11 protein-coding genes are annotated in these 11,499 nt (G+C 72.7%); 10 read left to right on the top strand and 1 reads right to left on the bottom strand.

What is annotated here, in order from left to right:
- The first annotated feature begins 81 nt into the window (after positions 1–81).
- The 3 genes from pafA (at position 82) to J2X64_RS16840 (ending at position 2,909) form a co-directional block, all read left to right on the top strand.
- Positions 82–1,449, top strand: coding sequence for a Pup--protein ligase (gene pafA / locus J2X64_RS16850; RefSeq protein ID WP_310156966.1), 1,368 nt, complete (start codon positions 82–84; stop codon positions 1,447–1,449).
- Between the two features lie 72 nt (positions 1,450–1,521).
- The gene (locus tag J2X64_RS16845; protein WP_310156964.1) at positions 1,522–2,472 is read left to right on the top strand and encodes an FKBP-type peptidyl-prolyl cis-trans isomerase; all 951 of its coding nucleotides are present in this window, start codon (positions 1,522–1,524) and stop codon (positions 2,470–2,472) included.
- Between the two features lie 50 nt (positions 2,473–2,522).
- Positions 2,523–2,909: an FKBP-type peptidyl-prolyl cis-trans isomerase gene (locus tag J2X64_RS16840; protein WP_310156962.1), complete on the top strand. Its 387-nt coding sequence runs from the start codon at positions 2,523–2,525 to the stop codon at positions 2,907–2,909.
- 38 nt (positions 2,910–2,947) lie between these two features.
- Here the strand turns inward: J2X64_RS16840 and J2X64_RS16835 are convergent, their stop codons facing one another.
- Positions 2,948–4,051 (bottom strand): DUF3866 family protein, encoded by a 1,104-nt coding sequence (locus J2X64_RS16835; RefSeq protein ID WP_310156961.1) that lies wholly within the window; start codon positions 4,049–4,051, stop codon positions 2,948–2,950.
- 53 nt (positions 4,052–4,104) lie between these two features.
- Here J2X64_RS16835 and J2X64_RS16830 point away from each other — a divergent pair, with 53 nt between their 5' ends.
- The 7 genes from J2X64_RS16830 to J2X64_RS16800 all read left to right on the top strand — a co-directional run bounded on the left by J2X64_RS16830 (position 4,105) and on the right by J2X64_RS16800 (position 11,493).
- The gene (locus J2X64_RS16830; protein ID WP_310156959.1) at positions 4,105–5,091 is read left to right on the top strand and encodes a WYL domain-containing protein; all 987 of its coding nucleotides are present in this window, start codon (positions 4,105–4,107) and stop codon (positions 5,089–5,091) included.
- Positions 5,088–6,095: a WYL domain-containing protein gene (locus J2X64_RS16825; RefSeq protein ID WP_310156956.1), complete on the top strand. Its 1,008-nt coding sequence runs from the start codon at positions 5,088–5,090 to the stop codon at positions 6,093–6,095. The genes J2X64_RS16830 and J2X64_RS16825 overlap by 4 nt, the downstream gene beginning before the upstream one ends.
- A 10-nt stretch (positions 6,096–6,105) precedes the next feature.
- Positions 6,106–6,417 carry a hypothetical protein gene (locus J2X64_RS16820; RefSeq protein WP_310156954.1) on the top strand — a complete coding sequence of 104 codons (312 nt, stop codon included), beginning with the start codon at positions 6,106–6,108 and terminating at the stop codon, positions 6,415–6,417.
- Between the two features lie 133 nt (positions 6,418–6,550).
- Positions 6,551–6,844 (top strand): Sec-independent protein translocase subunit TatA, encoded by a 294-nt coding sequence (gene tatA / locus J2X64_RS16815; protein ID WP_310156952.1) that lies wholly within the window; start codon positions 6,551–6,553, stop codon positions 6,842–6,844.
- A 29-nt stretch (positions 6,845–6,873) separates the two neighbouring features.
- Positions 6,874–7,680 (top strand): twin-arginine translocase subunit TatC, encoded by an 807-nt coding sequence (gene tatC, locus J2X64_RS16810; protein WP_310156950.1) that lies wholly within the window; start codon positions 6,874–6,876, stop codon positions 7,678–7,680.
- 9 nt (positions 7,681–7,689) lie between these two features.
- Positions 7,690–8,607 carry a YegS/Rv2252/BmrU family lipid kinase gene (locus J2X64_RS16805; protein ID WP_310156948.1) on the top strand — a complete coding sequence of 306 codons (918 nt, stop codon included), beginning with the start codon at positions 7,690–7,692 and terminating at the stop codon, positions 8,605–8,607.
- Between the two features lie 9 nt (positions 8,608–8,616).
- Complete coding sequence (locus tag J2X64_RS16800) at positions 8,617–11,493, top strand: DEAD/DEAH box helicase (protein WP_310156946.1); 2,877 nt, start codon at positions 8,617–8,619, stop codon at positions 11,491–11,493.
- Positions 11,494–11,499 lie beyond the last annotated feature (6 nt).

Here is an 11,499-nt window from a genome sequence, read left to right as displayed (position 1 = left end):
TCCCTTTACCAAGTGGGCGTTGACCAGCGCCGATGCGTGGACGGCCGCCCCCGGCGGGCGGGTGCGGCCTAGAGTGTCGTCATGGAGCGCCGGATCTTCGGGATCGAGAACGAGTACGGCATCACCTGCACCTTCCAGGGTCAGCGGCGGCTCACGCCTGACGAGGTCGCGCGCTACCTCTTCCGCAAGGTCGTCTCGTGGGGCCGGTCCTCGAACGTGTTCCTGTCCAACGGGTCGCGGCTGTACCTCGACGTCGGCTCGCACCCGGAGTACGCCACGCCCGAGTGCGACCACGTCCGCCAGCTCGTCGTGCACGACAAGGCGGGGGAGCGGATCGTCGAAGGGCTCGTCGCCGACGCCCAGGAGCGGCTCGTCGAGGAGGGCATCGAGGGCGAGATCTACGTCTTCAAGAACAACACCGACTCCGCCGGCAACTCCTACGGCTGCCACGAGAACTACCTCGTCGGCCGCGCAGGGGAGTTCCAGCAGCTGTCCGACGTGCTCATCCCGTTCCTGGTCAGCCGCCAGATCACGTGCGGCGCGGGCAAGGTCGTCACGACGAGCAAGGGCGCGACCTACTGCGTCAGCCAGCGCGCCGACCACATCTGGGAGGGCGTCTCCTCCGCCACCACCCGCAGCCGGCCGATCATCAACACCCGCGACGAGCCGCACGCGGACGCCGAGCGCTACCGCCGGCTGCACGTCATCGTCGGCGACTCGAACATGAGCGAGACGACGACGATGCTCAAGGTCGGCTCGGCCGACCTCGTCCTGCGGATGATCGAGGCCGGCGTGGTCGTGCGCGACCTCACCCTGGAGAACCCGATCCGGGCCATCCGCGAGATGAGCCACGACATGACCGGGCGGAAGACGGTGCGGCTGTCCAACGGCCGGGAGCTGTCGGCGCTGCAGATCCAGGGCGAGTACCTCGAGCGGGCCACCGCCTTCGCGGACCGCGAGGGGCTCCAGGACCCGATCCACAAGCAGGTCCTCGACCTGTGGGAGCGCACCCTGCGGGCCGTGGAGACCCAGGACCTGTCGCTGGTCGACACCGAGATCGACTGGGTGATCAAGCACAAGCTCATCACCGGGTACATGGCCAAGCACGACCTGCCGATGGAGCACCCGCGCATCGCCCAGCTCGACCTCGCGTACCACGACGTCAACCGGCAGCGCGGGCTGTTCTACCTGCTGCAGAAGCACGGCCGTGCCACCCGCGTCTGCACCGACCCCGAGGTGTTCGAGGCCAAGACCACGCCGCCGCAGACGACCCGCGCCAAGCTGCGCGGCGACTTCATCAAGGCGGCCCAGGAGCACCGGCGCGACTTCACCGTCGACTGGGTGCACCTCAAGCTCAACGACCAGGCCCAGCGGACCGTGCTCTGCAAGGACCCGTTCGCCGCGGTCGACGCCCGGGTCGAGCGGCTCATCGAGGGCATGCGCGGCTGAGCCCGTTTCGGGAACACACAGCCCCCGTGGTTATGGTGGGCGCTGGTCCGACCCCGATCGAAAGCCCCCACCGTGCACCCACGACGTATCCATGCCCTCGGCGCTGCCGTCCTCGCGGCGGCCCTGACCCTCACCGCCTGCGGCAGCGGCAGCGACGGCAAGGGCTCGCCCCTCGACAAGATCACCGTCACGGGTGGCAGTGACACCACCGCCCCCACCGTCAAGGTCCAGCCGCAGCCGCTCAGCGTCACGGACACGACCACCCGCGTCCTCAAGCCCGGCTCCGGCCCCGTGGTGGGCAACGACGAGATCGTGAGCATCAAGTACGTCCTGCTCAACGGCAAGGACTCCTCGGTGCTCGACTCCAACTACGGCAAGCAGAACCTGGGCCTGAACCTCGGCGCCACCGACCTGCTGCCCGGGCTCAAGAAGGGCCTGGCCAACCAGAAGGTCGGCTCGCGCATCCTCGTCGCCATGCCGCCGAAGGACGCCTTCGGCACCCAGGGCAACACCGAGCTCAAGGTCGGGGCCAAGGACACCGTCGTGTTCCTCATGGACGTGCAGTCGGCCACCAAGCCGCTCGCGTCCGCCGAGGGCAAGGAGGTCAAGCCCGCCGCCGGCCTGCCGACCGTGAAGGTCGAGCCCGGCCAGCAGGCGACCATCACCATGCCCAAGAACGCCAAGGCCCCGGCCAAGACCATCCGCCAGCCGCTCATCGAGGGCACGGGCCCGAAGGTCGAGTCCGGCCAGACGGTCCGCGTCGCGTACACCGGTGCGGTCCTGTCGACCGGCAAGGTCTTCGACTCCTCGGCCAAGACGCCGCAGAAGTACTTCGAGACGGTCATCGGCAAGCAGCAGGTCATCAAGGGCTGGGACTCCACCATCGTGGGCTCCACGGTCGGCAGCCGGCTGCTCCTGCTCGTGCCGCCGGCGGACGGGTACGGCGCCGCCGGCCAGCCGCAGGCCGGCATCAAGGGCACCGACACGCTCGTCTTCGTCGTCGACATCCTCGCGGCCTACTGACCCGCACGACATCGGCCGCACCCCGACCCGCGAACGAACAGGAGAGCCACATGGGCTTCGACCCGAACACGACCAAGCCGGAGATCGACTTCCCCGGTGACGAGGCGCCCAGCGACCTCGTGATCGAGGACCTCAAGGAGGGTGACGGCCGCGAGGCCAAGGCCGGCGACACCGTGCTGGCGCACTACGTCGGCGTCGCGCACTCCACCGGCGAGGAGTTCGACGCGTCGTGGAACCGCGGCGCGCCGCTGGACTTCCCGCTCGGCGCGGGCCGCGTCATCCAGGGCTGGGACCAGGGCATCGTCGGCATGAAGGTCGGCGGCCGGCGCAAGCTGGTCATCCCGCCGCACCTCGGCTACGGCGACCGCGGCGCCGGTGCGGTCATCAAGCCGGGCGAGACCCTGATCTTCGTCGTCGACCTCGTCGACGTGCGCTGAGCACGCACCTCCCGCGCGGTCGCTGAACCGCGCAGCAGCTACTCCGACAGCAGCCGGGCGGCCCACCGCCCGGCTGCTGCGCTGTGCAGGAAGGCCGCGTGGTCCTCGTCGAGGCCGCGACCCATGGTCGACAGGCGCACCGGCGCCCCGCGCAGGGCCGCGTCGAGCCCGTCGACCGGGACCTCCCGGACCGTCAGGGCCCCGGCCGCGCCTGCGGCCAGCTCACGCGCCTGGCCCAGGACCAGGGCGCCGAACTCGTCGCCGCTGCTCGCCACCGGCACGTCCGCGGGCACGAGGGCGACCCGGCCGTATGCCGTGGTGCTGTGGTGGGAGATGCCGCGGTGCCGGGGGCGGGGGTCGGCGTCGGAGACGCGCAGGGCCGCGACGCCGCGCCCGTGCAGGGTGTGGGCCGCGTTGAGGGCCTCGCCGGCGGCCACACCGGTGTAGCCCCACCGGGTGCCGGTGCCCACGTTGCCGGGACCCTGGGTCACGACGACGACGTCGGCCTCGAGAACGTGCCGGGCCGCGAGCAGCCCGCTGTGCAGGGTCACCGCCTCGTGGTCGCCGCCGTAGGCCTGGCCCACGGTGACGGTCCCCGCCAGCCAGCCGGCCTCGCGCAGCGCGGCGACGGTGCGCGAGAACGCGATCGGCAGCGCCCCGCCGTCGGTCATGACGTAGGCGACCACGGCACCCGGGCGCTCGGCGCGGACCCCGGCCAGCACCGCCGGCAGGGCCGAGTGCAGGTCCGCGACGACGACCGGCATGCCGGCGAGCTCGACCTCGACCGCCGGGCCGGACGTGAGGGTCGCGTGGTGGGGGCTGTCCTGCTCGTCGACCGCGAGGAACATCTGCTGCTGTGGCGTGTACCGGGCCTTGACGATGTGGCCGTCCTGCGGGGGCGGGTCGGCCGGGAGGCGGTCGGGCGTGGCCACCACGAAGGCGAGGCCGCCGGTGCCGAGCCCCCGCAGCAGGGCGGAGGCGTTGAGCAACACGCGGTCGCCGACCTCCGGCTCACCGACCAGCGCGGTGTACGCCAGCGCCCGGACCGTGCCACCGTTGCCGGCGAGGCGCACGGCATACTCCACCGCCCCCGGCCAGCGGTCGCGGACCTGCTCGACGACACCCTCGCGCCACTGCATCACGACACGCAGAGTAGCCACCGGCCGCGGGCGGCCACTCCGGTAGCGTCGGGCCGGTGAGCTCACCCACCGGCCCTGCGGCGAAGACCGAGCGGCTGCTCAACCTCGTCCTCTGCCTGCTGTACACCCGGCGCCCGCTGCCCAAGTCGCGGATCCGCGACGTCGTGCCGCAGTACGGCGACGCCAAGACCGACGAGGCCTTCGACCGGATGTTCGAGCGCGACAAGGACGAGCTGCGCGAGCTCGGCATCCCGCTCGTGACCGAGGACATCGGCGGCCTCTGGGACGACGAGGTGGGGTACCGGATCGACCAGCGCGAGTACGCCCTTCCGGACGTGGCGTTCGAGCCCGACGAGCTCGCCGTGCTCGGCCTCGCCAGCCGCACCTGGGCGCACGCCTCCCTGGCCGGCCCGGCGGCGCAGGCGCTGCGCAAGCTCAAGGCGTCCGGGATCGAGCGCGACGGCGACTCCCTCGTCGGCATCGAGCCGCGCCTCGGCACCCGCGAGCCCGCCTTCGAGGCCGTGAAGAACGCCGTCGTCGCCCAGCGCACCATCCGGTTCGGCTACCAGACCGGCGGGGCCGGAGAGGTGCAGGAGCGGCGCGTGCAGCCGTGGGGCCTGGCCTCGTGGCACGGCCGGTGGTACCTCACCGGCTTCGACCTCGACCGGGAGGCGCCGCGGGTGTTCCGGCTGTCGCGGATCGACGGCGCCGTCGCCGAGGTGCGCCGGGCCGAGCCCTACACCGTGCCGGCCGACCACCGCGCCCAGGAGATGATCCGCACCACGGTGGGGGAGCAGCGGCCGCGGACCGCCCGGGTCCGGGTGCGCGCAGGACGCGGCCACACCCTGCGCCGGCGGGCCACGACCAGCACCGACATGGGGGACTGGACCCACCTGGAGGTGCCGTTCACCGACGACGACGCCCTGGCCGACGAGGTCAGCGGCTACGGCGCCGACGTCGTGGTGGAGGAGCCGGCAGAGGTGCGCGACCTCGTCGTCGCCCGGCTGCGCGGCGCCCTCGCGGCCCACGGGGGTGCCGCATGAGCGCCCGTACCCCCCGTCCACCGCAGGAGACCGCCACCGACCGGCTCGGCCGCCTGCTCACGATGGTGCCGTGGCTGGTCAACCGCCAGGGCATCGACGTCGAGCAGGCCGCTGCCGACCTGGGCATCAGCCCCGAGCAGCTCGAGACCGACCTGCGGCTGCTCTACCTGTGCGGCTACGGCCAGATGCCCGACGAGCTCATCGACGCCGAGTGGGAGGGCGGCCGCGTCTTCGTCAGCAACGCCGACACCATCGCCCGGCCGCTGCGCCTGGGCCGCGACGAGGCCCTCACGCTGATGGTGGGGCTGCGCGCCCTCGCCAGTGTCCCCGGGCTGGGGGAACGGGACGCGATCGAGCGGGCCATGGCCAAGCTGGAGGAGGCGACCGGCGCCAGCAGCGAGGCCGCGGCCCGGGTGCAGGTCGCGATCGACGAGGGCGTGGAGGCCCAGCTGCTCGCCGACGCCCGGCGCGCCGTGGAGCAGCACCGCCGCGTGCACCTGACGTACCTCGTGCCCAGCCGGGACGAGTCGACCGAGCGGGACGTCGACCCCATGCGCGTGGTCAACCTCGACTCGCGCTGGTACCTCGAGGGCTGGTGCCACCGCGCGCAGGACACGCGCACGTTCCGGATGGACCGCATCACGGCGCTGGAGGTGCTCGCCGTCGACGGCACGCCCCCGCCGGACGCCCAGCTGCGCGACCTCGACGCCGGGGCCTTCACCCCGCGCCCCGACGACACGCTGGTGACCCTGCGGCTGGAGCCCGGGGCGCGCTGGGTCAGCGACTACTACCCGGTCGAGTCGGTGCAGGACGCCCCTGACGGGTCGCAGACGGTGACGCTGCGCACCGCCGACACCCTGTGGCTGCGGCGGCTCCTGTGGCGCCTGGGCGGCGGTGGCACGGTCGTCGCCCCCAGTGAAGTCGCGACCGCGGTGGCGCAGGGCGCCCGCGAGGCGCTCGCGGCATACGGGGCGGATCCGGACGCCACGCCGGCGGACCGGTAGGGTCGAACGCATGTGGTGGTGGGTGCTCATCTGGGCGCTGCTCGTGGTCGTGGCGGTGGTGTACCTCGCCTCGCGGGCCTGGGGCGTCTGGGGGCAGTTCAAGGAGCTCACCGCCGAGCTCACCCGGGCCTCGGAGACCGTGGCCGCGCTCGAGGCTGCTGCCGACCGCCTCGGCGACCGCTCGGAGCCGCCCACCCCGGACCTGTTCGGCGACCCGCGGCTGCTGCGGCGGGAACGCGAACGCACCCGTGCCTCGTTGAGGCAGGAGCGACGGGCCCGACAGGCGGCCCGCCGCCCGGCCTGGGCACGACACCTGGACTGAGGCGCCGACCCGGCGCCGACACCCACGACGCGCCACGTGGACTGGCGCACCACCGACGGTCGCGCGCCGCCTAGACTGGCCACGACACAGCACGACACCACGCCGGGCACCCGGCTGAAGGGAACGAACCACCATGGGACGCGGACTGTTCGAGGGATGGCACCTGATCATCCTGATCGTGTTGCTCATCGTTCTCTTCGGCTTCCGGCGGCTCCCGGACGCCGCGCGGTCGATCGGGCGGTCGATGCGCATCTTCAAGTCCGAGGTGGACGAGATGAAGAACGACGGCAAGAACGGCAAGAGCGCCGCCAGCCGCGACACCGTCAAGGGCGAGACCGTGCCCGGCACCGAGACCGACGCGGCCGGGACCACCCCGGTGCGTGAGGACAACTCGCCCCGCACGGACAACTCCTCCGGCGCAGCCTGACCTCGACCGACACGCCCACCCTGCCCACGATGGCGTTCCGCCGTGCCCGAAACCCCGACGGGCGGATGTCGCTGGGCGACCACCTGCGCGAGCTGCGCCGGCGCGTCGTCATCGCGGCGGTCGCGGTCCTGGTCCTGTCGGTCCTGGGCTGGATCTACTACCCGGAGATCTACGGTCGCCTGGCCGCGCCGTTCAACGACTACAAGAACGCGCACCCCGGCAGCGCGATCAGCCTCAACTTCGGCAATGCCACGGCGGCGTTCTCCCAGCAGCTGAGCATCTCGATCTTCGCCGGCGTCATCGTCGCGAGCCCGGTGTGGCTCTACCAGCTCTGGGCGTTCATCGTCCCGGGCCTGACCAAGAAGGAACGGCGCATCTCGCTGGCGTTCATCGCCGCCACCGTGCCGCTGTTCCTCGGGGGCTGCGCCCTGGCGTACTGGGTGCTGCCGAAGGTGCTCGCCGTGCTGTACGGCTTCACCCCGTCGGGGGCCTCGAACATCCAGCAGGTGTCGGACTACTTCTCGTTCGTCACCCGGTTCATCCTCGCCTTCGGTGGGGCGTTCCTCATGCCGGTGTTCCTCGTCGCGCTCAGCGCGATCGGGGTGCTGCCGTCCTCGGCGATGATCAAGGCCTGGCGCCCGGCGGTCTTCGGCATCTTCGTGCTCTCGGCGATCCTCACCCCGACGCCCGACGCGTTCACCATGTTCCTCATGGCCGGCCCGCTGGTCGTCCTGTACTTCGCGGCGATCGGCGTCGCCAAGCTCATCGAGCGCAGCCGTCGACGGGCGCGTCCGGAGTGGGCGGACGTGGCCGACGACGAGGCCTCGAGCCTGTAGCCTCCGCGCGTGGCACCCCTCCCCGCAGGCGCCAGGCGGGTCGGCCTGGTCGTCAACCCGACCTCCGGCAAGAACCGCGGCATGAGCCTGGGGCTCGAGGTCGCCCACCGCCTGCGGGCGGCCGGCCACGAGGTCCTCGACCTCTCCGACGAGACGTATGCCGCGGCGCGCGACCGCGCGCTCGGCGCCATCGCGCAGGGCCTGGACGTGCTGGCGGTCGTCGGCGGCGACGGCATGGTCCACCTGGGGGTGAACCTCGCGGCGGAGACGAAGACGCCGCTGGCGGTGATCGCCGCCGGGACGGGCAACGACGTCGCCCGGGGGCTCGGCCTGCCCGTGCACGACCCCGTGCGGGCGGCCGACCTCGTCACGACGGGTGTCCCGCGCAGCATCGACGCGGTGCGACACATCGACGTCCACGGGGTGCACCGGTGGTACGCCGGCGTGCTGGGCGCCGGGTTCGACTCCCTCGTCAACGAACGCGCCAACACCTGGCCGTGGCCCAAGGGCCAGATGCGGTACAACCTCGCCATCCTGCGCGAGCTCCCGCTCTTCCACGCCATCCCGTACGCCGTGACCGTCGACGGCGTCCGGCACGAGACGCGGGCGATGCTCGTCGTCGTGGCCAACGGGCCGTCGTACGGCGGCGGCATGCGGATCGCGCCGGACGCCCGGTTCGACGACGGCCTCGCCGACGTGGTGGTCCTGCACGAGATCAGCACCATGGAGTTCCTCAAGGTCTTCCCCAAGGTCTTCTCCGGCCGCCACCTCGGCCACCCGGCCGTGGAGGTGCTGCGCGGGCGCGAGGTGACGCTCGAGGCCGACGGCATCGTGGCATACGCCGACGGGGAGCGGTTCGCCCCGCTGCCCCTCACCCTCGAGACCGTGCCGGGTGCCCTGACGGTGCTGACGCCACCCGCCACGTAGTCTCGCCCCATGGCCACCCCCGCCGAGAGGTATGCCGCGTCGGTCCAGCGTGCGGCCCGTCGAGGGCCCCAGCTCACCGCCTTCGCGGACACGCTGGACTTCCCGCTCGACCCGTTCCAGGAGGAGGCCTGCGCCGCCGTCGAGTCCGGTCGCGGCGTGCTCGTCGCGGCGCCCACCGGCGCCGGCAAGACCATCGTCGGCGAGTTCGCGGTGCACCTGGCGATGGCGACGGGACGCAAGGCGTTCTACACGACGCCGATCAAGGCCCTGTCGAACCAGAAGTACAACGACCTGGTCCGCCAGCACGGCGCCGCCAACGTCGGGCTGCTCACCGGCGACTCCTCGGTCAACGGCGAGGCGCCCGTCGTCGTCATGACCACCGAGGTCCTGCGGAACATGATGTATGCCGGGTCGACCACCCTGCGCGGGCTCGGGTTCGTGGTCATGGACGAGGTGCACTACCTCGCCGACCGGTTCCGCGGGGCCGTGTGGGAGGAGGTCATCATCCACCTGCCGCAGGACGTGCAGGTCGTGTCGCTGTCGGCCACGGTCAGCAACGCCGAGGAGTTCGGGGCGTGGCTGTCCGAGGTGCGTGGCGGCGTCGACGTCATCGTCGCCGAGCACCGGCCGGTGCCGCTGTGGCAGCACATGATGGTCGGGCAGGGCATGTACGACCTCTTCGTCGACGAGGCCTCGGCACCGGCCACCGGTGACGGCGCGACGCGGGTCAACCCCGAGCTGCTGCAGGCCATCCGCACGACCGAGCAGCGCAGCGGCTGGGACTCCGGCGGCCGCGGGGGACGTGGCCGGGGCGGCGACCGGTACGGGCGCGGTGGGGACCGCTACGGACGCGGCGGCGGCCGGCGGGCCCCGGCCGGCCCCGGCGGCAACGGTGGCGGGGCCCCGGGGCCGGCCCGCGTGATGGGCGGCTCGGGTGGTCGTCCCGGCGGGGGAGCGACCCGCTCGGAGGTCGTGCGCCGCCTCGAGCGCGACGGCCTGCTCCCGGCGATCACCTTCATCTTCAGCCGGGTCGGGTGCGAGGCCGCGGTCGGGCAGCTGCTGCGCGACGGCGTGCGGCTCATCCCCGAGGCGGAGGGCGACCGGATCCGCCGGGTCGTCGAGGAGCGGGTGTCGTCCCTGGCGGACGAGGACCTCGGCGTGCTCGGCTACTGGGACTTCGTCGACGGGCTCACGCGCGGCTTCGCGGCCCACCACGCGGGGATGCTGCCGACCTTCCGCGAGATCGTGGAGGAGCTGTTCACCGCAGGACGCACCAAGATGGTCTTTGCCACCGAGACCCTGGCGCTGGGCATCAACATGCCGGCCCGGACCGTCGTCGTCGAGAAGCTCGTCAAGTTCAACGGCGAGACGCACGCCGACGTGACGCCGGCGGAGTACACCCAGCTCACCGGACGGGCCGGCCGCCGGGGGATCGACGTCGAGGGCCACGCCCTGGTGCAGTGGAACCGCGGGATGGACCCCATGGCCGTGGCCGGCCTCGCCTCCACCCGCACCTACCCGCTGCGCTCGTCCTTCCGCCCGACGTACAACATGGCCGTCAACCTCGTGGCCCAGGTCGGTCGCGAGACCGCCCGGGAGATCCTCGAGACCTCGTTCGCGCAGTTCCAGGCCGACCGGGCCGTCGTCGGGATCGCCCGCTCGGTCCGCCGCAACGAGGAGGGGCTCGAGGGGTACGCCGAGGCCATGCAGTGCCACCTCGGAGACTTCGCCGAGTACGCCGCGCTGCGGCGCGAGATCGCGCAGGTCGAGAAGGAGGGCGCCAAGGCCCGCTCGGCGAGCAGGCGGGCGGCGGCGGCGATCTCGCTGGAGTCCCTGCGCATCGGCGACGTCATCAAGATCCCCGCGGGTCGCAGGGCGGGCTGGGCCGTTGTCGTCGAGCCGGCGCGCACCCACCGCGGCGAGACGACCCTCCCGTCGGTCGTCACCGAGGACAAGCACCTGGTGCGCCTCACCCTCACCGACGTACCCGCCCCGGTGGAGCCCGTCACGACTGCCAAGGTGCCACCGCACTTCAACGCCAAGAGCCCCAAGGCCCGCCGTGACCTCGCGACCACCCTGCGCATCGCGGTGCCGCACGACCCGCCACCCAAGCGGGGCGCCGTGGGAGGCGCCGGGCACGCCGTGACCGAGGACGAGCGGGTCGCCGACCTGCGCCGCAGGATGCGCGCACACCCCTGCCACCAGTGCCCGGACCGGGAGGAGCACGCCCGCTGGGCCGAGCGGTGGTGGCGGCTCAAGCGCGAGACGGTCGGGCTGCAGCGCAAGGTGGAGGGCCGCACCAACTCCGTCGCCCGGACCTTCGACCGGATCTGCACGCTGCTGTCGGAGATGGGCTACCTGTCCGACGACGCGTCCGCCGTCACCGAGCAGGGCGAGCACCTGCGCCGGCTGTACACCGAGAAGGACCTGCTGGCCGCCGAGTGCCTGCGCCTCGGGGTCTGGAAGCGGCTGGACCCTGCCGGCCTGGCGGCCGTCGTCTCCGCGCTCATCCACGAGCCGCGTCGCGACGAGACCGACGTCAGCCCGCGCATGCCGACCGACGAGGTGGCCGAGGCGGTGCGCGAGATGACGCGGCTGTGGTCCGAGCTCGAGGACCGGGAGCGCGACCTCGGCCTGCCGCTGACCGGCGACCCCGACGCCGGGATGGCCTGGATGATGCACCGGTGGGCGAGCGGGCGCCGGCTCGAGGAGGTCCTGCGCGGCTCGGACATGGCGGCGGGCGACTTCGTGCGGCGGTGCAAGCAGGTCGTCGACCTCCTCGGCCAGATCGGTGACGCCGCGCCCGAACCGCACCTGCGCACGACGGCGCGCAAGGCCGTCGACGCGGTCATGCGTGGCGTGGTGGCCGCGGACCGGCTCGACTAGGACTCG

It is taken from the genome of Phycicoccus sp. 3266, from assembly GCF_031456495.1.
GTDB lineage: Bacteria > Actinomycetota > Actinomycetes > Actinomycetales > Dermatophilaceae > Pedococcus.
This window is presented reverse-complemented; position numbering and strand designations above follow the sequence as displayed.

Bases quoted from the DNA above. Each gene is read 5' to 3' on its own strand.
- J2X64_RS16825 (WP_310156956.1), top strand. From the start codon at position 5,088: ATGAGCGCCCGTACCCCCCGTCCACCGCAGGAGACCGCCACCGACCGG.
- J2X64_RS16840 (WP_310156962.1), top strand. From the start codon at position 2,523: ATGGGCTTCGACCCGAACACGACCAAGCCGGAGATCGACTTCCCCGGT.
- J2X64_RS16800 (WP_310156946.1), top strand. From the start codon at position 8,617: ATGGCCACCCCCGCCGAGAGGTATGCCGCGTCGGTCCAGCGTGCGGCC.
- tatA (WP_310156952.1), top strand. From the start codon at position 6,551: ATGGGACGCGGACTGTTCGAGGGATGGCACCTGATCATCCTGATCGTG.
- J2X64_RS16820 (WP_310156954.1), top strand. From the start codon at position 6,106: ATGTGGTGGTGGGTGCTCATCTGGGCGCTGCTCGTGGTCGTGGCGGTG.
- tatC (WP_310156950.1), top strand. From the start codon at position 6,874: ATGGCGTTCCGCCGTGCCCGAAACCCCGACGGGCGGATGTCGCTGGGC.
- pafA (WP_310156966.1), top strand. From the start codon at position 82: ATGGAGCGCCGGATCTTCGGGATCGAGAACGAGTACGGCATCACCTGC.